Below are 20,957 nucleotides of genomic sequence, written 5' to 3' on the forward strand. Positions count from 1 at the left end.
ACACACGCCCTAAGCACCCTGCTTAGGGCCATTTTTATCGTGTTGGTTAGTGGAAATAAACATGCGTCGAACGACATCACACTTTCTTTGGTTAATCGCCCCTGCGGCGCTCATGGTCGGTATTTTCTTTTTATACCCCTTGTGCTTTTCACTCTACTCGGCCGTCACCTTAGACAGTGGTGAACTCACATTAGCGCACCTTAATAAGGCCTTCGAGCTTTACTCAAAGGACATTATTTTTACCATTCTTATTGTATTGATATGCGTGGCAATACTGGCGGTTTTATCGATTACCATTGCCGGAATCATAACGTTATCGCCTTTTCGAACCTTGTCCAAAACGCTCGGCTTTCTGTATCGGTTACCCTTGTTTATTCCTTTTATTGTCACCGCGCAGATGATGCGAACCTTTTTGGCGAAAAATGGCTTAATGAATAATACCTTCATCGCCAGTGGCTTATTAACCCCCATGGAAACCGTGTCTTTTCTGGGTTGGAGCGGCATTATTATCACCTTTGTCTGGAAACAATTAGCTTTTTCAACCTTATTAATTGCTGGGGCCATGGCCGCCTTAGACGACAGTCAAATACGCGCAGCACGTAATTTAGGTGCGTCTCGTTGGCGTATTTTGTTGCAAATAATCTTACCGCAAATCGCTCCAACCATAGGTGTTGCCATGGTGTTATCAACCGTCACCATTATGTCTGTGCTGTCTGTGCCACTGATGATAGGAACAGGCACACCGACTATGATGACCGCCGATATGGCGTTTCGTATCAACTCCTATGGCGATTATCATGTAGCAAACGCACTAGGCTTGGTGTCGTACAGTATTTGCGCTGTTTTAGCGTGGTTTTACCTACGTCAAAACCTCAAAGAAAAAGGAGCTCAGTCATGATTCATTCCCCCATTCACTTGCTGACTAAGCGATTCAACAAGCGTTATTTTCAAGCCAACTTTTGGCTACAGTGTCTCTTTATATTGCTGCTAGCATTGGTGTTGTTTGGGCCTATTCTGAACTTATTAATTTGGACCATTGCAGAACGTTGGTATTTTCCACACGCCTTGCCAACGCAGTGGGGGTTGAAATACTGGCACCAAGTTTTTAACCCCTACAGTGACGTCTCAGGCTCTCTTTTTAACAGTGTATTCATTGCCGTGCTAACGGTGATCGTCTGTTTACTCGTTTCGGTTCCCGCAGGCTATGCACTATCTAAGCAAACGCTGCCCTTACGAGTCTTTTGGATGTTGCTATTTTTGCTCCCCCAAGCCTTTCCAAACCTCACGGTGTATATCAATATTGCGCGGATTTTTTACGATTTTGGTCTAAATGGCACCTTTTTAGGTGTCATCATAGTACACAGTGTTCACGGCTTAATGTTCTCAATCTGGATCAGTGTGGCCGCATTTTCCACCACAGACCCCATGTTAGAGCGAGCGTCTCGAAACTTAGGTGCGGGTCCCTTTTATACCTTTTTTCATATTGTGCTACCGCAAGCCGCTCCGGGAATCATTGCCAGTGCAATCTTTGTCTTCTTAGAGTCATTAGACGAATTCACTGGCACCTTCTTCGTAGGCTCACCCAATATTAGCACCTTGCCGCTGTTGCTCTACACCGCCAGCATGGAAGGTAACTATCAAATCGCGTCCATTACCGCATTAATTCTGTTAGTGCCTTCCGTTTTATTCATGGTCATCATTACGAAATTTATGCGGCCAGACATGTTGTCCAAGCTGGGAAAATAACACTATGAGAAAAGAAACAACTTCACGGCCGCAATCATCGACATAATGCGGATCATCCATTTGAACTGAACTGGGTTCACTTTTTTCAAAAAGTGATAGCCAATAAATGAACCGACCATTAGCCCTGGCACGGCATACAAACTGGCTTGTGTCGTTTCCAGGGTTAGTAAACCTAGGCTGATATAAAAGGGCAACTTCACCACGTTAATGATAAAAAATGCCCACGCTCGGGTACTCACATACGTCTCTTTACTCAGTTTCTGCTCAAGCAAAAACAAGCTAAAAATGGGACCCGCCGCGTTGGCCATCATAGTCACAATACCGCCAAAAAAGCCCATGGAGTAAGCCGCCCATGGTTTTTGCATGAACGAGGCCGGACGAAAATCCAGATACAAGCCCAAAGCGATCATCACAATAATCATCAAGCCTAAAAAGCTCACAAATTGGTCGGCGTTGATGTTAGCCAACAGCTGGCTGGCGACCAGCACGCCCAAAAAAGCCAAAGGCAAAAAACGCGCCAGCACTGACCATGCTATTTTAGATCGATAGCTCCATACCGCCAAAATATCGGTAATGATATACAAGGGTAATATCATTCCCAGAGCTTCAGGGCCTGGAAAGGCGATCATCACAATAGGCAATACCAACAAGCCCATACCACCGACTGAAAACTTAGAAAAACCGGTCATTAATCCCGCTAAAAATAGCACAATAAATGCAGAGTCCACTTATTCTCTCCTTGTTCATTGATAAAAATAATCTTCGTTTATGTGAGTCATCATAAGACATATAATGAACAATAAATAATCTCGTTTTATTATTAAAACGATCAAAATAAATGATCATGTGGTGAACATTATGAAATTGGATCAGCTAAGAGCCTTTATTGCGGTCGTCGAAACAGGAAGTTTTCGTTCCGCGGCAGACTCTATCCATAAAACTCAACCGGGGATCAGCGCCGCGGTCAAAGCCTTAGAAGAACAATACGGCATCCAATTATTTGATCGAAACAGCTATCGCCCAACATTAACGACAGAAGGTCACGCTTTTTTTCAACAAAGTAAAAAGCTCATGTCGCAAGTACTGCAACTGGAAAACTTAGGTCACGATCTTGCCCAAGGCACAGAAGCTCCCCTGCACATTAGTTTAAGCCAGATGGGTCTCGACGAGGATTGCATGACAAGAATCAAAGCCTTTCAAAACCAATATCCGGACATCGCCCTAGACATCACCACAGATCACCTTCATGGCATTCAAGAAAAACTGGCAAAAAATAAATGCGAAATTGCCATTGGTCCAAGATACGGACTCGATGACCGACATGCTTTTATTCAACTCAACAAAATCAGCATGATAACGGTGATTAGCCCCAGTTTACTCAGCAATATCAATGCAAATGACGCCAAAATCAAACAACAATCATTGTACGCCGTACCGCAAATACTGGTCACCAATACCGCAGAAAATTCGCCTGAAAATGGCCATAGATATATTTTACCAACGGGAAAGCGTTGGTACGTCAATGATTTTTTAGCCAAAAAAACCATGCTATTACACGGTCTTGGCTGGGCGAGAATGCCAAGGCATTGCATTCAAGCCGAATTGGATAATGGTCAACTGGTGCCGATTGAAGTGGAAAACTTTACCTCACACAATCAGCTGCCTATTTTTATGATTCGTTTACGCCATCAAACACAAAGTTATCAGGCGAATCTTTTTTGGGAAATGATGAAGAGTTTTTCCCCCTTCACAGGATCGGATTTATAAGGTTTTATTCAACACCCAGTCATAATCTAAAAAGCGGATCGACATCTTTTTCTCTGTGAGCTGTGTTATGTCTTCAGGGCTGAGAGACAAAGAAACCGCGTAGTTCACTAGAAACTGTTCCAGTGAGTCATACCCTTTCCAACCTTTTTCAAAGTCTTCTCGATACCATTTAAAAATCGAGGAAAGCGCTAATTTGCCGCCTTCTATTCGATTTCGACTGCGATCCTCGAGGAAAAGCTGTGTTTGTTGCTCTAACTGAGCCTCTAACTGCCCTCCGGTATAGGCTTGGTTACGCAATGCTGGACAACCGATGCTGGCGCAATTCACCGCAAAATGAATACGTGGGTCTTGATAACGATCAGAGCCGCGAATCATCACGTGTTCGATCTCATCCAAAGATCGAGTTTCCCCTAAAAGCGGAATAAACGACTTACTCCATGGCGAGCTAAACAAACGGCCCAGTTCTTTGATCGAGTCCACATCAGGCCACTTGGTCAGAATCAACGCCACCGTCCATGCATTATAGGCATTGATCAAAAAAGCCAATTGCTCGTCTTCAGACCAAGCATCAAACTCGACCTGAGTCACCTGAGATAACTCAGCCAGATACCCTTCTAACGGCACCTTGTCATCAGCAAAACCTTGATAATCAACTTGAGTGACTTGACCGCCATTTAGTGGCAGCACATGCTGTTTTAACAAAGCATCCCATTGACCATGATCGAAGGTATTTTCCGCGCTAGCCAGAGAGCTAAACAAACCCAACACCGTAAAACTCAAGAGAGTCAAAACCCATAGTCGACGTTTTTTCATCGCTTAACCTCGACGCCAAGTATGGTATTTTTCCAACCAATTCAAAATACGCTGTGGCGCATGAGCGCGTTTCCACTCGCCTGCGGCGTATTTATTGGCCTCTGCCCATGTTGGATACGTATGAATGGTGCCAAGCACTTTATTCAGGCCAAGGCCATGCTTCATTGCTAACACAAACTCGGCCAACAAATCTCCAGCGTGCTCGCCCACAATAGTGACGCCTAAGATCTTATCCTTACCCGGCACCGTCAGCACTTTCACAAAGCCTTTCGCGGCACTATCGGCAATGGCTCGATCCAGATCATCTAATTCATAACGCACCATTTCGTAGGCAATGCCTTTGTCTTTGGCGTCTTGCTCACTCAAGCCCACTCGCGCGACTTCAGGATCAACAAAGGTGGTCCAAGGAATGACTCGATAATCGACACGGAATTTTTTAAAGGTACCAAATAAAGCATTCACCGCCGCGTACCAAGCTTGATGAGCCGCCACGTGAGTAAATTGATAAGGGCCTGCCACATCGCCTGCGGCAAAAATATTCGGATAAAGTGTTTCAAGGTAATCATTGGTGACAATCGTGCCTTTGGTTTCAATGCCAAGGTTTTCCAAGCCATAACCTTCAAGACGCGCTTCGCGGCCCACCGCACAAATCAACGCATCAAACTCCACCACCGACTCTTGACCCTCGTGCTCAACAATCAGACGCTTCACATCCCCTTCCTTCTCACAGCGCACAGCACGGTGGGAGGTCAGCAGAATCACGCCATCTTGAATGAGGCTGTCTTGCGCCAGAACCGACACGTCTTCGTCTTCTCGTCTCATAATGCGAGCGGAGCGCTCTACTTGCGTCACCTTAGACCCCAAGCGTGCAAAACTCTGCGCCAATTCACAACCAATTGGTCCACCGCCTAACACCACCAGCCGCTTCGGTGGCTCGTCTAACTTGGCAAACGCTTCCCACAGAGTATCGCTAGTGTAATAACCCACTTCTTCCAAGCCCGGTAAATTCGGCACAAAAGGACGTGCCCCCGTTGACAAGACAATACTGCGCGCCGTTAAACGCTGTGTGCCGCCTTCGTTCAGCTGAATTTCGACTGTCCACGGATCAATCAATTTGGCGTAACCTTGTACAACATCGACGCCCATTTTGCTGTAACGCTCAACGCTGTCGTGAGGCTCGATCTTTGCGATCACATCGTGAATACGCTGCATGACTTTTTTGAACGAAAACGTCGGCTCACTGCTGTTTAAACCATAGTTTTCAGCATGGCGCATTTGATGGGCGACTTTCGCACTCTTGATCAATGCTTTACTTGGGATACAACCATAATTCAAACAATCGCCCCCCATTTTGTGGGCTTCGATCAAGGTGACTTTGGCTTTCACTGTGGCCGCTATGTAAGCACTTACTAAGCCGCCAGCCCCTGCGCCAATCACAATTAAATTACGATCAAAGGATTTGGGCTTGGTGAATCCCGCATACACACGTTGTGCTTTAATAACATCCAGAATTTTCTTCGCCATCAGCGGAAACACGCCCAACAACACAAAAGACAGCAACAAAGAAGGCGATAAAATGCCAGATAAGCTTTCCAGTTGCCCCAGTTGTGTGCCCGCATTGACATACACCACAGTACCAACGAACATGCCCACTTGGCTCACCCAGTAAAAGGTCAAAGCACGAATTGCAGTCAAACCCATCAGCAAGTTAATCAAAAAGAAAGGGAAGATCGGCACAAGACGAAGGGTGAATAAATAAAAGGCACCGTCTCGTGCAACGCCTTCGTTAAAGGCTTTTAAGCGATCACCAAAGCGCGACTGCACTGCGTCTTGCAATAAGTAACGCGACACCAAAAATGCCAAGGTCGCCCCAATGCTACTGGCAAACGACACAATCAGCGTACCCCACAGCAAGCCAAACAAGGCACCAGCGGCCAAGGTCATGATCACCGCGCCCGGCAAAGACAACGCCGTCACAATCACGTACAAGAGCAAAAAGCCCCCACCGACAAAAACTGGGCTGTCACTGCGCCACGCCTCAAAGGTTACCAGACCGGATTTTAGCCCTTGCAGTGTCAACAACTGGTTCAAGTCAAAATAGAAAAAACCCACCGCCAAGGCGGCAATCAAAACCAGCAATCCAATTTTTTTCATTCGTACTCCGAAAGCGCTTTGCAATTCGACCGTGATAAATAAGTGTAACTCAAGGAATTAGACACCACAGAGTCCCATATTATTACAGGACTTGGCAGTATTTTTTTAGGAAAGAGCGCGAGAATATAGGCTATGCTGCTTAGACAGCACAGCCGAAGAAGACAAGAAAAACACTAAACAGTGGCTTTGATACGCCCAGCCCAGAGACTGAATAGCACACCAAAACAGCAAACGCACAACACCAACATAACTAAGCCAGAAAGCCCATAAACCGCAATCGCCGTCGCAAATGTTGGTGGCCCAACCGTCGCGCCAATGTTACCAAACTGGGCAAGTAAACCATAACCTTGTGCTTGTTCACTTGGATTGCGAGCAAGGGTGGGAATCATCGCCAACGCCGAACCTGGCACCATGCCAAGAAACAGCACCATCACACCAACCACAACGCAGAACAGTTCAGGCGAACCACTGATTAATGACAATACGACCACGCTCACCGCCACACCACAATACGCCATCAGTGCCACACGTTGCGGCCGCATCAAATATTGCGCAATCGCCCCCGCCAAAAAAGTACCGCCGGTACTGATGAGCGGCAACACCACCAACATCAATTTCTGCAATGTCGAATCACCAATCAAACCAGGAACATAAGTCAATACCGACACCAAGGTGCAGGTGTAAAACAAGAACACACAGCTAGGGAGCAAGGCGCGAGGGTTTTGATAAATTTTTATCATCTGTCTCAAGAAGCCATCCTGCATTTCCGTTACTGGTACCAAATCCAAGACCGGATTTTTTCTTAGCTTGAAGAACAACACCAAACCGATAGTACTAATAAAAACGCCATGACTCAGAAACAAGGTCTGCAACCCGTATTGATCTAAAATGTTCTTTCCCGCCCAGCCACATAAAGCAAAGGCGACCCCAAAGAAGGTTCCCCAAATCCCCATGGTCAACGACTTATGCTGCGGCGCGCTTAACTTTGCAATCAACGTCGGTGCGGCAACCACCACACCTAACTGAGAAAAACCTTCCAACATACGCGTCACCAACAACAGCTGAAAAGACGGCAGAGTCGATTGCAGCAAAGACAAACCACCGCCCAACAACAAAGCACCAACCAACACCTTCAAATAACCAACGCGACTGGCGATCATGCCCGCCGACACCCCGAAGATTAAACCCGCCATACCAACCGCAGACAATGCCGCACCGGTTGACGTTGCACCGGCTTGATAATGCGCAAGCAAATCATCGAAAGACACCGAAAACTTAGCAAACTGCATCGCCGCAGAAATCCCCGCCACCCACAGCAAGATAACGTTCAGCCACTGGGTTTTTGGCTCGGTGATTGAAAAATCATTAGAAGTAGAGGAAGAGCTGGACATCGGTATTCCTTTTAACAGTGTGAATCACACTGTCTGCGCATGAAGAAAAAGAAAACTGACCTTACGGACAAATTGTGTGCGCTATTCTAAAGCAAAAAGCACCAAAGAGGGGCAGGTATTTACGGAAACAAAAGAGGAAACGACATAAGAAAGAAACAAAAAAGGTCGCAAGCCAATTTGTAGGCCTGATGAGGGAGGCACGACCGTTATCGGGCGTTGGGAGTTGGGAGTTGGTTTGATTGGCGACATTCGCCGCTATTGTTTTCAAATACGCATCTTCGTTCCTCGATTCATCCGATCCACAATTAATTGATTTATATAGTTTTTTATAATCTCGAATGAGATTAATTGATACTGTATGACTGAAGGCTTTATCGAACTCAGTTTGATTCCTTAAATGACCAAGCCGCTTCGTCACTATTAACAAAATTACTAAATGATGGCGTGTTAGTTGAGATAACGGGGTATCAGCGAAACCGAATGTATATTTTTGATCGTTACTTACGTCTGTCCAAAAGTTAAGATTCGGCTTACATATAAAATTTTATATCTAAGGATTAGCAGGTTAGATTACATGCTAAACCCTTATGTAAGGTTCACCACCTTTGTAAGAAAATCATAACTACATAGTTACGACTTAATCTTTTGTATACAGGTAAGTAACATGACTAGAAGCGAATCTAAAAACCGTGCAGAGTTAATCTCTGCCTAAATTGTTGTAAGTGAGTCAGTTTTGCATTGCCAGTGACAGTTAAATTCCTTTTCAAGCATCAATTCGATGCTGGCCCTCAGAACTACTGGCCGCTTAGGCCGTTGAGAGCAATCGGCTTGGGTCCCTTTGTTCATCTTGAAATCCCCAAGAACCGCTCCCCCGCTAAGCACAAAAAAACTATCAATATGCGTCACTACGAATAAACAGGGATGACCAGTGCAATAAAAATGGATAAGATTAATTGCAATGTCGTTTTTACTTAATACTATTTTCGATTTGGATGAGGAACTTTCTTTTGGACAAAAAAAAATACTCTACGGTAACACAATCACCACCAGAAACTCGAAATCTAGGAGCATTATTAAATGCCTTTATGGCGTTTGCTGGCATTACGAAAGAGACTTATTCTGTGATAACAGAAGAATTAACTAAATGTGTTTATCGGCACACCACTATCTCGTCTGATAGTCTTAAAAAATATAACAATGATATATTCCCAAGCTCTTATGCTAGAAACACAATCAGACTCATGTTTAAAGAGATATGTGATGAATCAGTACAACAACAGTGGATGGATTCATTTTCAGAAATCGAAAAACAAAAAGTGGAAAATGATACCATAAAGAAAAATGCAAATAAGAAAACGGATTCAAAAAATGCCACAGAACCTCAAGAGTTAGACATCACTGAAAAAGAAAGACCTAAACTTGAAAAATATAAAAAAATAATCAACCCTAAAGCAGTACTATTCACTTTCATATTAATGTCTGCACTTTATTTTATTTCATTGATACCTAATAAAAATGAAAAAATACTCTCTGAAAAACCATCCATTAGTACACTAAAAAAAGTCATAAAAAATCAGTCTGATACTTCCGTTCAAAAACCGATAACAGACGCTAAACCAGCTACCGTTTTATCTGAAGGGCTTTTATTAGATGTTTATTCGTTTGGAGATAAATACAAAAGCCTACCAGACAAACCAGAAGGTCTACAAGTTGCTAGGTTACCCTTTAATAAAGGTGGAGTCTTCTCGTTTGTTGACCATATAGTAAATAAAAATATAGCCAACTCTACAGCAGATAGAGATGTAGGTTTGCATTATCAAGGCTACATAGATTTAAAAGGTAATGGAGAATTTATTTTTCAACTTAACTATCAATCTGGTGAACACTTTATTCAACAATTTCCCAAAAAGTGCCAACTCACCTTAAAAGTAAATAATGAACGTATTTTTGATAAAAAAACTTATGTAGGTCAAGGTCAATCATACAGCATGCAAAATACTGCAGATTTTTCAGAAGGGTTAAATTCTTTTAGCTTTTGGTTCGCCTGCCCTAATTTAAGAAGTATCTCACCACAACAAGACTATAATGCCTTCAAGGATACATCGGTGACCTTATATATAAAACAACCAGATGATAAGGAAATAACAAAAATAACGGCTAATAAATTTTCTTATGACTCTGATAAATAGGAATAAAATCATTACTGGACTGAGCTTTGCTAGAGACATCTTAGAATGAGTATCATTTTCAGAAAAGTAGGAGATAGTTTTTATCTTAAGTCGCATTTTTAAATACGATTAAAATCATTTAAACTCTTATAACAAAACATAATCCATTGAATTATAAATACTTTTTAATTCAATTCCACTTACATTACACCTTCAGCACACTTTCGTTACACTTCCTACAGCCTGTAAAAATACGGCCTATGAAAAAAAATACTTTCTCCAAAACTCAGAAATCGGAGAATGACATGATCAACACTGTAAGTATGTTACAAACCAAAGATAATGCCTATAAATCGATTAAGGAAAGTATACTCAGCAAGTTACCCAATGGTATTCATTTGGCGCAAACCCAAGAGGAAATTCAAGCTATTATCGATCTTAGGAAAAACTACTACCAAGACAACACTGAAGAGGTTAAAGCTTTTCATAACGATGGTTTAGATTCTGATGGCTATGTCTTTTATAGTACAGATTCGAAAGGAAACATAACATCAACAGTTCGCCTATTATTAGATTCCAAAAAGGGGTTTCCTGAAGAAAAATCATTACCAGAATCAGTACATAAAATGAGGGGGGAAGGGAAAAAGTTTGCTGAGTTAGGTCGTCTGCTCATTCTAGAAAATAAAAGCGTCTTGCTCCCTTTGCTCTACAAAGTAGTACTTGATGTAGCACAGATTCTAGATGTGGATGCCATTCTTATCGTGATGAAGAAAAGCAACTACTCATCACATAAAAAAATTATGGCAGTCAATATACTTTCAGAAAATATGGGATTTAGCTGGGATAAGGAAAAAGCTGAACTCTGTTTAGTAGAATGGGATATAAATGCAAACCAGGAAAAATTCTACAAATTAGCCAAGCGAACAACTGATCACAAGTTCAATAAAGAAATATGGAATCAGTACAGCACTTATCATTTAGGTGTTTGTACCTCTGTACAACACCAAGTATATAGTGAATTAGCATCAAAGGTAAAAGGTCATATCCTAGACCTAGGTTGTGGAACAGGTCGAATAATGGGATTTATTCAAGAAAACCCTCAATCTCTTAGCTATACTGGGATTGATGTTAGTGAAGGGATGATTGAACTAGCCACAGAACTTAAAGAAAGGTTAGCCTATAAACAAGCCAACCTTATTCTGTCCAACATAGAAAATATTGAAGGAAAATATGACACCATCGTTTCCACTCTTAGTTATTATTGCTGGCATAACAAAGAAAAATGCTTGAACCATATAAAAGGCGTACTTTCTGAAAATGGGAGATTTTTTCTAGTCACCCCAAATAGTAAATTTGACAAAGAAAGACTAACCCGATTAGTTATCAGAGATTGTTTCGGCCATCCATATTTAGATAAATTCCTCTCATATAATTATGATATTTCAGAAAAGGCTAATTATCCAACTATAGAGGAGCTAATTGAACAAGTAAAAAAGGCTGGTTTCTCTGTAATTTCCGCTCATAGCAACTTTTTCCTTGGAGGTGTTTCCTGTTTAGAGTTAGAAAATCAGCTATAAATATTCATCTATATTAATAGTTCCAAGCATATACATCAGTTCATTTGTTGATATGCCTCCGAACTCTTCTTTAATATTAAGTAAAAGTTTTTCCGCATAGCGACGACTTATAGGATAATGGGACTCAATCTCTGTTAAGACTTCTCCATTTAACAGATGTTTGAGCACCATTATTTTTTTTTGTGTAAATGTTTCTAATAGTGGAGCGATAAAAAAACGAAGATCTTCTTTAGATTCAGTCACCTGATAGTGATAAGACCTAGCTAACCTCTCCAGCTCAATCATAGAGGATGCTTTTAAGGATTGAAAATATTGCTTTTCAGGGTTCATTGTAATTACTGAAATCCCAGCTATCGCAAACTTCCCATATAAAACAGGAATAGAAAGCCCATTGTAGATACCAAAATTTTCTTTAGCATCAACAGTCACTTTCTTTTCCTCTTTCGTAACATTACCTAAGCTTATTTCTTCCCACCAATCAACAGGAGTCCGCCGACCTTGACTAGCTAACCTCAATACAAAATCACTATTGCCATAGTCATTCTTGATATAGTGTGAAACAAATGAAGAGAAGCCTTCAGAAAAATGCAAGACAGGTTGAACCATAGAGTTTAAATACATTGGTCTTGGATAAAATGAATAAAGAACAGCATCAAAACCTATTTTTTTAATTTCATTAGTCAAAGCCTCAAAACTATCACTAACAGAACTGGCAAAACTTATCTTACTCACATCCATAGTTATCTTCTCAAAATGATCTAAAAACTCAATTTATCTTGGTCTTCATACGCCTTCGGATATAGATCCATCTTCAACATGACAGACTTCAGAAGTTAGCTTCTCTTTTGGAGATAGAATGGCCTATATCACTAAAGCAACTTCCTTCGATCAACACTTCTCATCACCTAAAATGTGCACAAAAATGTAAAGAAAGAGTAATTTCCTACATTGCCAGAATAAGGAAAAATATTCACTATCTGAAAGATGATCGTTGAGTATCAGCGATACACATAGTAAAAAACTCGTAACTACCAATCAGTTAAGATGAGAATTTTTGCGGAAAAATATGATTTATACCAAATTCATGAATGAGAAGGAATATGTAGTAATGAATACATTTTTTAAAACAAGCATAATTTTTGCGATCTTATATACCCTTGTTGGTTGCTCTGCAGTAAATACCATGGCAAAAAAACAAGACCTTTCGGTTGAATCGCGTCTAAGTCATTCTATTGTCTTAGAACCGGTCTCCCCCTCAAAACGCATAGTCTATGCAAGAGTACGAGACGTAAGCGGAAACCAGATGCGCCAAGATATGCAAAAGAAAATTGTCGAACACCTTAAAACAGAGGGCTTTACGGTAACAGAGGATCCTGAAAAGGCAAATTTGATGCTCAATGCAACCATTCTCTCAGCAAGTAAGATGACTGGCGATGAAGCTAATCAACTACTTTCTAGTGGATACAAAGGAGCGGCTGAAGGTGCACTTATTGGTGGCGGTCTTACTGCTATAACAGGTGGTTCAAACTCAGATGCTTTAAAAGCAGGAGCACTAACCGCTGTAGCAGGTTTCTTAGCAGATTCTTTCGTTGAAGACGTCTATTACACTTTCGTCATGGATGTTGAGTTGAGAGAAAGACCTTTAGATGGCGATGCTATAGAAAACTCTAAGAAAAGCATCAGTGCAAAAGGTATGAGCGGTCAAAATGCAGCAAATCTCACCGTTGCCAAAAGTTCTGTTGAACGTGGTGAGAACTATAAATGGATCATTTACGAAACTCGCATCGTGACGACAGCCAATCAAATGAATCTCAAAATTGAAGAAGCGCTCCCTGCTGTACAAGACAAAACGGCTTACAGCTTATCTGAGATGCTACTTTAATAATTTTATTCAAAAATAGGTTTCAATACTTTCCGTACATCATGTTGAGACCTATTAAATGCTTTTAATATATCAATAAAGAGTAAGAATCATGTTTGTAGTCGTTCTGTGGATTGTATTTTCAATACTAGTAGGCCTTCTCGCCAGTTCAAAAGGCAGATCCGGATTTTTATTTTTCTTCTTGGCATTAATTCTATCACCTGTAATAGGCCTAATTATTGCCCTTGTCATGCCTAAAAATAACGAACTAGTTGAGGCAAGAGCGATAGAAACTGGTGGTATGAGGAAATGCCCAAGCTGTGCAGAGCTTGTAAAATCTGAAGCAAAAATATGTAAACACTGTCAATCTGATTTAAACACACATCCTATACCATAAAATCATTAAGGAACTTAATAAATGAATGCCAAAAAAGTGGGTTTATACATTATATTGATAGGCTCGGTAATAAGCATACTCTTTCCACCCTATACCTTTAGAGGTCATGAAGGATATAATCTTATATTTGGAAAAGTAAAAGAAATAGGTTTTCTGGTTAGCAGAGAGACTTCGGTTTTTAATATAATAGATTATAAAACACTTATTTTTCAACTTCTTATAATAATTACAATAGGCTTATTTTTTTACTATGGAACACCGGCAAAAACAAAACCCATCAAAAATATTGAAGATGATTTTTGTGAAGTGAAAAAAATAATTTCTATAGAAGAAAATTTATCTAAGAAAAAAAGCTCTGCTTTAGACATTGATATATAATATAGAAAGAGGCTTAAAAATGAAAATTTATCTTAAGATATGCATAGCAATATTATTATCCTTATCTATATTTATACTTATGAGGTCCGATACATACTACTACATTAGCTGGTACATTTCTCCTGTAATGGCAATAACATTAACAGTTTTCTTCGTAGCATTTTTATATAATAAAAAATACACAATTTTTTTCATCATTGTTTGTATTCTTTCCATTACATTAGAAATAATACATGCAATAAAAATGATTTATTTTTTCAACTCACATTCTATCGAAGAATTGGCATCATTCGATAAAATAAACTTATTTATTGATTTTATTTATTTAATACAACCAATAATGATGATCATATTTTACGCATTAATTTCTTTAGATAAAATCCGTCCAGTATCGAAAAAAAGATTTATCATGGTTTTGTTAATTTCATCTATAACCTCATCAATTTCAGCTTTGATATCTATAGTAGACATAATAGATAAAATAGGCAGTGAATTAAAAAATTTCAATCCAGAATATCTAAATTTTCCGATAAACAATTCAGCTTTATGGTTACTATATCATCTGATAATTACTTTATTTTTTATTACTTATTACTACAAACTGAAAAAAAATTAAAACATGAAATATCTAAAATTATTTTATACATTTTTTATATTTTATTTTACATCTACAGGTCATTCAAATGAATTTCATCTTGGAAACTACCCTCGATTCTCCGAAGCCATTTTATGGCCATCAGGAGAATCTGTTTCTTCTAAACCTAGCAATGTATCCAGAGCAATAGAAAGAGCGGATGCTATTCAACTAAACGATACCTACACACTTAAAGGACTAAGTCAGTATCTGTTTCCAAGCTCTGTATATGGCGACAGTTATCTGCAAAATAAACTGGCTTCCGATGGTTTCATTCAAGCTCTTGGTAGTGTGGTCAAACAATTCTCTTGTGCAGAATACCGATTTAGACATGACTTACCTGAATCAACAGGCTGTAGTAATGAATCCTCTAATCGAAGAGAAGCCATGCCCTTTGTATCAGGGCAATTTACGACTAACCGAATAGACGCTTTTATTGACGATCAAAACAACCATGTTAGCTTTCATGCCTACCTAAAAAGCACCAATGAAAAAAGCCTCGATTCGGCTTTTGGCAGTGTACACGAATTGGGCACTTTTTTTGGAAAACTGGCGGATAGACGTAGCCTGGTATTAAGTATTGATTTACAAACCTACCAACTTAATGCCAATGGGTTTCGTGGTGAAAAAATCAACAAGATCCCTTACACCTACTTTGTGATCTTACCAAAGGCAGTCGACATTGCCAAACAATCTAATCAAGAATTGGCGGGCAGATTTTCAGTAGAAAAGGCAAAATTACTAATTTTAGGAAAATGATTAAACATTACAATACTAGGAGAAAAAAAATGAAAAAAATCATCATTCCAACAACGCTTATTTTTTTCAGTACACTTTCAATAGCTAATGATAAAAAAATATTTGAATGTTTCGATAAAAACAGAGGAGAATCAGTTTTTATCGAAATTCCTGACGATAATAAAAAAATCGCATACATCCATACGGAAAAAGACCCTAACAACATTGGAAAACTTACATTCAAAAAAAGCAAGTTAAATACAGTAGAGCCAGGTGGGAGTACATTGGAAACAGATTTTTATTATAGATTTTCATTTGAAAATAAAAAAATGCTTACTATTAATATTAATGTTAAAGGTAATAATGAGACAGTAACTCTTTTACCAGAGGCTCATTTGAGACCTTCATATCCATTACCATGCAAAATCAAAAAATAAAAATCCTTTCGCCATACAAAGAGCAAGTGCAATTTCTCTCATACACATAAATAAAGTAAATGAGGTATAGAGAGTATCTGTTTCCAGAATCAGTATATGGTGATTTCTACATACAGGAAAAATTAGCGTCAGAAGGTTTTATTCAAGTATTAAGTAGTGTAATAAAGAAATTTGGTTGTGCAGAATATAGGTTCAGACACGACTTACCTGAATCAACAGGCTGTAGTAATGGATCCTCTAATCGAAGATAAGCCATGCCCTTTGTATCAGGGCAATTTACTACAAACCGCATAGAAGCGGTTATTGATGATCAAAACAGTGGAGTTAGCTTTCATGCATATCCAAAAAGTACAGATGAAAAAAGTTTAAAATCTGCTTTTGGTAGTGTGCATAAACTTGGTACATTTTTTTGAAAGCTCGCTGATAGACGTAATCTGGTATTAAATATTGATTTACAAACCTACCAACTTAATGTCAATGGGTTTCGTGGTGAAAAAATCAATAAGATCCCTTACACCTACTTTGTGATCTTACCTAAAGCTGTAGATATTGCGCAGCAAGTTAGTCAAGAATCGGCTGGGGAGTTTATAGTTACAAACTCCAAAGTGGTTATTTTAGGCAAATAAACTTGATCACAAGTTATTTCGAATAAAAAGATGAAAAACATCTAACATCAAAAATGCCAATGTCATAACATTAAATATGTGTAGCCTTAAACTCTTGTTACCGCATGATTTTTACGCTATCTTTACATCTATAATTTGGCAGAAAAAGCTTTGATATGGCTTGGTAAAGATATGGATAATCGCTTGAAAAAAACTATACTCCTTAGTACTCTAACTATTTTTCTATCTGCATGTGCTTCCAAAAAAGACACTCCTATTGCTCCTGTAGAACACCATGAAGAGCCTTCTCCTACTCAAAAAATAGAAGAACTTCTCCCAAAACGAGAGGAAGATTCAAAAGTAATACTAGGATTTTACAAAAAAGAATCAGGTAGTAATGCCGTAAGTTTAGCACTTAGACACGATTTTACTTTACATAAAGATAAAATAGACACCAGCACTATCAATGATACAGCATCTTTTATAGAAAAAAATATTGAATTCGCACGCTATAATTTTGGTCAGAATAACTCAATTTATGTCGCAGACTTTTCAAACTCATTAATGTTCGATTATAACAAAAGTGATGTTAGAAAATCAGATAAATCCTTACTAGATAGCTTCGCAAAACTATATAGCATGGAAGCTTTCGGGAAATACCTTTACGTGATAGGTCACACAGATTCCGACGGAAGTGAGACATATAATTATGGCTTGAGTGTGAGACGTGCTCGTTCTGTTGCTTCTTTTCTAATTAGTAATAGTGTTAATGAATCTCAATTGAGCATTGTACCCGCTGGTGAATACATACCTAAATCGAGTAATAGCACAGATGAAGGAAAGCAACTTAACCGTAGAGTTGAGATTATATCTGCAAACAGTCGAACTCTTATCCAATCGTATCTTAGGCAACTAAGTTGCCCAAATGGTGAAACCTGCAAACGGAAAATAATTAATGTATTTGATGTTAGAAAAACTGGTAGAGATACTGAGATGAACATTAAGAATATGCATTCATTTTCCTCTTACTCTCCTGATTTAAATGACTTAAAAAAACTTAATCAAGAACTTAATGATTATCCGGATTCTGTAGACTCTAGATTGTTAGTTATTGACGATAAAAACAGCCTACTTGAAATAGGAGAATTACGCCAAGACTTTCTAATTCCTGTAGATATACGGCCATTACTGAAGTTAACATTTCAGAAGCGTATAGGTTTCAAAATCCCTAAAGAATATATAATCGAAGACTGAGGTTTTTATGGAAGAACTAAAGCTATCAATTGAGAAGCTTATTAATGAGTCTCCTGTTGATGAAGCAACGAGGCATCATGATAAGTCTCATATTTCACATCTTGTGGATGAGGATATTAATGAAGTCAGTGTTTCCAGAATATTACATACCGACAAATATTATCGGACACATAGAATTGAAGAAGCAGCAATTGGTAGTATAAAAGACAGGCTTGGCCGTTGGGCTAATATGCGTAATGATATTGTACTTAAGGCCAAAGGCATTATAGGAAAACAGTCTAATTCAGAACTAGATATTAAACGACGTAAATTGACAGAAGAAATGGAAGATGCCAAATCTAAGGCGAAAGATTCATATATGCGAAATAATAATTATGCTGATTTAAAAGCAAATTATGAAGGTACAAAACGACGCTATGAAGATATGCGAGCAGAGTTAGGTGGAAAACCTCCCGTTGCAAGCCGTATTTGGTTATATGTAATAGGAATTTCTCTTATTGGATTTATTGAATGGTTCGTAAACTATTCAACTTTCAGTGCAAAATATCCTCCAGGTATTGCGTTTGGCGCAACTGTACTGATTGCCCTTTCAATAGCACTAGCTTCTCATTTCCATGGCGGTTTGTTAAAGCAACGTTTATCTCTTTTTGCTAAGCATAGAAAAAAAGAAGAAAAACGACAAATAATAATAAAACAATCATTTTTTTCTTTGCTACTAATAATTTCTCTTATTATAGTAACCTATAATAGATATGACATATTAGTAGAGAATTTTATAGAATCGGGTAGTGTTGCTTTAGCTGGTATAGATGATAAAAGCGAGTCTATTATCGGTGTCCTAACTCAATTCGCCTTATTGAATATATTGGTATGGATTGTTGGAGTCGCTATATCATATTTCACTCATGATCCTCGACCAGACTATCAAGAGGCTTTCAAACACTATGAAAATGCTAAGGTAAAATTTCATAAAGCAGACAGAGGACTGCAAGAAGAAATTGAACGTATAAAAGAGGAATTTGAAGAGCAACTTAAGAAAATAACCAATTCACTAGCTAGTCATCAAACAGACATAAAAGACATATCTAACTTACTTGATCGCTTAGCCGCAAAAGAAGCTAGTCTCATAAATCAAGCATCAACTTCGATAAATAATATGTTAGAAAAGCATCATTCGATGTTAATAACTGAATTCAATACCAGATCAATGTTTGATATAAAAATTGGTCCCGATGCATTATCGGTAGATGAATTTAAGTCGAAAGAAATTACTGTTGATAGTAGTTTTGTTCGTCATACATTATCGTTAGAGGCAATTTGATATGTTTAAAAAATTATTAATAATTTCTACGTTAACAACATTGTCTTCTATAGCAATGGCTGAAGGCCTTTTAAGAACAACAAATTTAGATAAATACTGTGAAATAGAACCTGGAAGTAGACAAACAGTTATCTATTTAGACCAAAATATTATTGCCTCTAAAGATCCTAATTGGTACAAGGATATTCTTAACAAAGTAAAATATCGTCCTGGAGAAAAAATTCAGTTCGTAAATATTAACAATGGTGGATCCACTGTCGAACTAATATGGGAAACCTGTTATCCATCTTTCACTCAAGAACGCTTAAAGCAACTAAAAGAAAATGAAGGGTTTGGCAGTCTATTTACAGGTGGTGTTGCTGATAACCTATCCAATGACCAAAAGTTTTTCGATAAACAAGTTATCAAAGCTTTAAGCTATCCCTTACAAAAAACGCGCCATGAAACAGCTCCAAATTTTTCATCATCTTCTTTCCCTCGTAAGAAACTCATTGAGGCATTTTATTACGATTCAAAACGTTTAAATGTAGATGATATATTTAGCAGAGTCATTATTTTTTCTGACATGATAGAAAATAGTGAGCTTTTTAAACTTGATTCATTTAACCCATTAGAGGCAGCAAAATCAGTTGCTAAGCGTTATCCAACGTTCCTAAATTATTCAAGTTTCCAAATTTACGGAATTAATTATACGAACAGCGAAACTAAAATTAATGAAAATATCCGTGACTTCTGGAGCCAATATTTTTTACTATCCGGTGCTTATGTTGAGCAATATGGGGCTCAGTTAGCAGTCGAAGAAAATACCATTGATTGGAGTTTTTATAAATATAAAGGTTATGTACAAGTAAATGGTATTAAAGGAGCATCTGCTTTTAGAATGATTATTGGTGATGATGGTAAAATACGACATGGTTGGCTAGAAATAGCGGATATGTATTTGCCAGTTTCAGGTGAAGTAAAGTGTAGCGGTCAAAATTGCATTGTAGATGCTGATATATTAGCGTCATCAAATCAAGATGCATTTAGGAAAAAAGATGTTCTAAAAATAGAAGGTACATTGAAAAGTCTAAAAGGTTATGTAGGAGGCAAAGACGAATCTGTGATTGATAGTCAAGGCAACCCTTACCAACATCCTATTAACTTATCAAAGTTTTAATCTAATACTCGAAAATAAAAAAGGTCTGGTAAATAATCTATCAGACCATTTTAAAAAATAGAACCACTGACGTTAATTCGGTTTTTCAGTTCTTTCATGTGCAAACCAATATTATCCAAAATCAGCATCAAGCCGCCTATGATTTTGTAGGGCATCATAAGCGCAGCGTGATGTGCCGTTTTGTTCATCTTAAACCGTCTCGATTTTTTACCGATAAGCGCCTCGTGCGTCAGATCACGCCTCGAGCCTCGGCTAATCAGACCTACGTTTTTGGTTCATGTGGATTACTAAACCGCTGGCGCCAATTCGGCTTTTTTGTAAGCGTCACTAAATCAGCCTCTAGTTTTCGTGCTTAGTCCCTTCCACACTGTGCTTCGTCCCTATCAATGACGGAGCTATCAACATGAACACAAACACAATATTAAACCAAACTTGGGCTGCCCATATCGAAAAGTGGCGGTCATCTGGGTTATCCGCCAAAGCTTTCTGTGTGCGTATTTCGGTGATTGCGAACGCTTGTTTCGGTTTATTCCGAACACCTGGACCAGCACTTTTTC

General features: G+C 38.8%; 22 protein-coding genes. 16 read left to right on the forward strand and 6 right to left on the reverse strand.

The window, feature by feature from the left end; all coding sequences use genetic code 11:
- Positions 1-61 precede the first annotated feature (61 nt).
- Both DK187_RS16925 and DK187_RS16930 read left to right on the forward strand, forming a co-directional pair.
- A complete protein-coding gene (locus DK187_RS16925; RefSeq protein WP_111608518.1) occupies positions 62-898 on the forward strand; it encodes an ABC transporter permease in 837 nt (278 codons plus the stop codon).
- A complete protein-coding gene (locus DK187_RS16930) occupies positions 895-1,746 on the forward strand; it encodes an ABC transporter permease (RefSeq protein WP_111608519.1) in 852 nt (283 codons plus the stop codon). The genes DK187_RS16925 and DK187_RS16930 overlap by 4 nt, the downstream gene beginning before the upstream one ends.
- A gap of 2 nt (positions 1,747-1,748) precedes the next feature.
- Here the strand turns inward: DK187_RS16930 and DK187_RS16935 are convergent, their stop codons facing one another.
- Positions 1,749-2,474, reverse strand: coding sequence for a sulfite exporter TauE/SafE family protein (locus DK187_RS16935; protein WP_111608520.1), 726 nt, complete (start codon positions 2,472-2,474; stop codon positions 1,749-1,751).
- Positions 2,475-2,604: 130 nt separating this feature from the next.
- Here DK187_RS16935 and DK187_RS16940 point away from each other — a divergent pair, with 130 nt between their 5' ends.
- On the forward strand, positions 2,605-3,513 hold the full coding sequence (locus DK187_RS16940; protein WP_111608521.1) for a LysR family transcriptional regulator: 909 nt from the start codon (positions 2,605-2,607) through the stop codon (positions 3,511-3,513).
- Here DK187_RS16940 and DK187_RS16945 read toward each other — a convergent pair.
- The 3 genes from DK187_RS16945 to DK187_RS16955 all read right to left on the reverse strand — a co-directional run bounded on the left by DK187_RS16945 (position 3,508) and on the right by DK187_RS16955 (position 7,871).
- Positions 3,508-4,326 (reverse strand): DUF547 domain-containing protein, encoded by an 819-nt coding sequence (locus DK187_RS16945; RefSeq protein WP_111608522.1) that lies wholly within the window; start codon positions 4,324-4,326, stop codon positions 3,508-3,510. The two genes, DK187_RS16940 and DK187_RS16945, sit on opposite strands and share 6 nt — an antisense overlap.
- 3 nt (positions 4,327-4,329) lie before the next feature.
- Positions 4,330-6,480 carry an FAD-dependent oxidoreductase gene (locus DK187_RS16950; protein ID WP_111608523.1) on the reverse strand — a complete coding sequence of 717 codons (2,151 nt, stop codon included), beginning with the start codon at positions 6,478-6,480 and terminating at the stop codon, positions 4,330-4,332.
- Between the two features lie 173 nt (positions 6,481-6,653).
- Positions 6,654-7,871, reverse strand: a complete 1,218-nt coding sequence (locus DK187_RS16955) for an MFS transporter (protein ID WP_111608524.1) — start codon at positions 7,869-7,871, stop codon at positions 6,654-6,656.
- 1,007 nt (positions 7,872-8,878) lie between these two features.
- Here DK187_RS16955 and DK187_RS16960 point away from each other — a divergent pair.
- Both DK187_RS16960 and DK187_RS16965 read left to right on the forward strand, forming a co-directional pair.
- Positions 8,879-10,060 carry a hypothetical protein gene (locus DK187_RS16960; protein WP_162623543.1) on the forward strand — a complete coding sequence of 394 codons (1,182 nt, stop codon included), beginning with the start codon at positions 8,879-8,881 and terminating at the stop codon, positions 10,058-10,060.
- 284 nt (positions 10,061-10,344) lie between these two features.
- The gene (locus tag DK187_RS16965; protein WP_162623544.1) at positions 10,345-11,616 is read left to right on the forward strand and encodes a class I SAM-dependent methyltransferase; all 1,272 of its coding nucleotides are present in this window, start codon (positions 10,345-10,347) and stop codon (positions 11,614-11,616) included.
- On the opposite strand, the gene DK187_RS16970 is transcribed toward DK187_RS16965, so the two are convergent.
- Entirely contained in the window at positions 11,611-12,354 is a 744-nt protein-coding gene (locus DK187_RS16970) for an autoinducer binding domain-containing protein (RefSeq protein WP_111608527.1), read from the reverse strand. The genes DK187_RS16965 and DK187_RS16970 overlap by 6 nt on opposite strands.
- Positions 12,355-12,724: 370 nt before the next feature.
- Here DK187_RS16970 and DK187_RS16975 point away from each other — a divergent pair, with 370 nt between their 5' ends.
- The 10 genes from DK187_RS16975 to DK187_RS17015 all read left to right on the forward strand — a co-directional run bounded on the left by DK187_RS16975 (position 12,725) and on the right by DK187_RS17015 (position 20,400).
- Positions 12,725-13,498: a complement resistance protein TraT gene (locus DK187_RS16975; protein WP_162623545.1), complete on the forward strand. Its 774-nt coding sequence runs from the start codon at positions 12,725-12,727 to the stop codon at positions 13,496-13,498.
- Positions 13,499-13,589: 91 nt separating this feature from the next.
- Positions 13,590-13,874 (forward strand): zinc ribbon domain-containing protein, encoded by a 285-nt coding sequence (locus DK187_RS16980; RefSeq protein ID WP_111608529.1) that lies wholly within the window; start codon positions 13,590-13,592, stop codon positions 13,872-13,874.
- A gap of 21 nt (positions 13,875-13,895) precedes the next feature.
- Positions 13,896-14,252, forward strand: a complete 357-nt coding sequence (locus DK187_RS16985) for a hypothetical protein (protein ID WP_111608530.1) — start codon at positions 13,896-13,898, stop codon at positions 14,250-14,252.
- Between the two features lie 19 nt (positions 14,253-14,271).
- Positions 14,272-14,868, forward strand: a complete 597-nt coding sequence (locus tag DK187_RS16990) for a hypothetical protein (protein ID WP_111608531.1) — start codon at positions 14,272-14,274, stop codon at positions 14,866-14,868.
- Positions 14,869-14,871: 3 nt separating this feature from the next.
- Entirely contained in the window at positions 14,872-15,645 is a 774-nt protein-coding gene (locus DK187_RS16995) for a hypothetical protein (protein ID WP_111608532.1), read from the forward strand.
- A 29-nt stretch (positions 15,646-15,674) separates the two neighbouring features.
- The gene (locus tag DK187_RS17000; RefSeq protein WP_111608533.1) at positions 15,675-16,061 is read left to right on the forward strand and encodes a hypothetical protein; all 387 of its coding nucleotides are present in this window, start codon (positions 15,675-15,677) and stop codon (positions 16,059-16,061) included.
- 254 nt (positions 16,062-16,315) lie between these two features.
- Positions 16,316-16,474: a hypothetical protein gene (locus DK187_RS21140; RefSeq protein ID WP_162623546.1), complete on the forward strand. Its 159-nt coding sequence runs from the start codon at positions 16,316-16,318 to the stop codon at positions 16,472-16,474.
- Positions 16,475-16,858: 384 nt separating this feature from the next.
- Positions 16,859-17,920 (forward strand): OmpA family protein, encoded by a 1,062-nt coding sequence (locus DK187_RS17005; protein WP_111608534.1) that lies wholly within the window; start codon positions 16,859-16,861, stop codon positions 17,918-17,920.
- A gap of 7 nt (positions 17,921-17,927) precedes the next feature.
- Complete coding sequence (locus DK187_RS17010; RefSeq protein ID WP_111608535.1) at positions 17,928-19,241, forward strand: hypothetical protein; 1,314 nt, start codon at positions 17,928-17,930, stop codon at positions 19,239-19,241.
- Position 19,242: 1 nt separating this feature from the next.
- Entirely contained in the window at positions 19,243-20,400 is a 1,158-nt protein-coding gene (locus DK187_RS17015) for a hypothetical protein (RefSeq protein WP_111608536.1), read from the forward strand.
- A 50-nt stretch (positions 20,401-20,450) separates the two neighbouring features.
- Here the strand turns inward: DK187_RS17015 and DK187_RS21145 are convergent, their stop codons facing one another.
- Positions 20,451-20,588, reverse strand: a complete 138-nt coding sequence (locus DK187_RS21145; protein WP_162623541.1) for a hypothetical protein — start codon at positions 20,586-20,588, stop codon at positions 20,451-20,453.
- A 215-nt stretch (positions 20,589-20,803) separates the two neighbouring features.
- Between DK187_RS21145 and tnpA the strand changes: the two genes are divergently transcribed.
- Positions 20,804-20,957: IS66 family insertion sequence element accessory protein TnpA (tnpA, locus tag DK187_RS21595; RefSeq protein ID WP_420870152.1), on the forward strand; the 154-nt coding region annotated here is incomplete at its 3' end.

It is taken from the genome of Marinomonas arctica (genome assembly GCF_003259225.1).
Lineage (GTDB): Bacteria > Pseudomonadota > Gammaproteobacteria > Pseudomonadales > Marinomonadaceae > Marinomonas > Marinomonas arctica.

Excerpts from the sequence above, each read along its gene's own strand:
- DK187_RS16965 (WP_162623544.1), top strand. The coding sequence starts at position 10,345 with ATGATCAACACTGTAAGTATGTTACAAACCAAAGATAATGCCTATAAA.
- DK187_RS16925 (WP_111608518.1), top strand. The coding sequence starts at position 62 with ATGCGTCGAACGACATCACACTTTCTTTGGTTAATCGCCCCTGCGGCG.
- DK187_RS16950 (WP_111608523.1), bottom strand. The coding sequence starts at position 6,480 with ATGAAAAAAATTGGATTGCTGGTTTTGATTGCCGCCTTGGCGGTGGGT.
- DK187_RS17010 (WP_111608535.1), top strand. The coding sequence starts at position 17,928 with ATGGAAGAACTAAAGCTATCAATTGAGAAGCTTATTAATGAGTCTCCT.
- DK187_RS16955 (WP_111608524.1), bottom strand. The coding sequence starts at position 7,871 with ATGTCCAGCTCTTCCTCTACTTCTAATGATTTTTCAATCACCGAGCCA.
- DK187_RS16970 (WP_111608527.1), bottom strand. The coding sequence starts at position 12,354 with ATGGATGTGAGTAAGATAAGTTTTGCCAGTTCTGTTAGTGATAGTTTT.
- DK187_RS16945 (WP_111608522.1), bottom strand. The coding sequence starts at position 4,326 with ATGAAAAAACGTCGACTATGGGTTTTGACTCTCTTGAGTTTTACGGTG.
- DK187_RS16930 (WP_111608519.1), top strand. The coding sequence starts at position 895 with ATGATTCATTCCCCCATTCACTTGCTGACTAAGCGATTCAACAAGCGT.
- DK187_RS16975 (WP_162623545.1), top strand. The coding sequence starts at position 12,725 with ATGAATACATTTTTTAAAACAAGCATAATTTTTGCGATCTTATATACC.
- DK187_RS17015 (WP_111608536.1), top strand. The coding sequence starts at position 19,243 with ATGTTTAAAAAATTATTAATAATTTCTACGTTAACAACATTGTCTTCT.
- DK187_RS17000 (WP_111608533.1), top strand. The coding sequence starts at position 15,675 with ATGAAAAAAATCATCATTCCAACAACGCTTATTTTTTTCAGTACACTT.
- DK187_RS16980 (WP_111608529.1), top strand. The coding sequence starts at position 13,590 with ATGTTTGTAGTCGTTCTGTGGATTGTATTTTCAATACTAGTAGGCCTT.
- DK187_RS21140 (WP_162623546.1), top strand. The coding sequence starts at position 16,316 with ATGCCCTTTGTATCAGGGCAATTTACTACAAACCGCATAGAAGCGGTT.
- DK187_RS16995 (WP_111608532.1), top strand. The coding sequence starts at position 14,872 with ATGAAATATCTAAAATTATTTTATACATTTTTTATATTTTATTTTACA.
- DK187_RS21145 (WP_162623541.1), bottom strand. The coding sequence starts at position 20,588 with ATGAACAAAACGGCACATCACGCTGCGCTTATGATGCCCTACAAAATC.
- DK187_RS16940 (WP_111608521.1), top strand. The coding sequence starts at position 2,605 with ATGAAATTGGATCAGCTAAGAGCCTTTATTGCGGTCGTCGAAACAGGA.
- DK187_RS17005 (WP_111608534.1), top strand. The coding sequence starts at position 16,859 with ATGGATAATCGCTTGAAAAAAACTATACTCCTTAGTACTCTAACTATT.
- DK187_RS16990 (WP_111608531.1), top strand. The coding sequence starts at position 14,272 with ATGAAAATTTATCTTAAGATATGCATAGCAATATTATTATCCTTATCT.
- DK187_RS16985 (WP_111608530.1), top strand. The coding sequence starts at position 13,896 with ATGAATGCCAAAAAAGTGGGTTTATACATTATATTGATAGGCTCGGTA.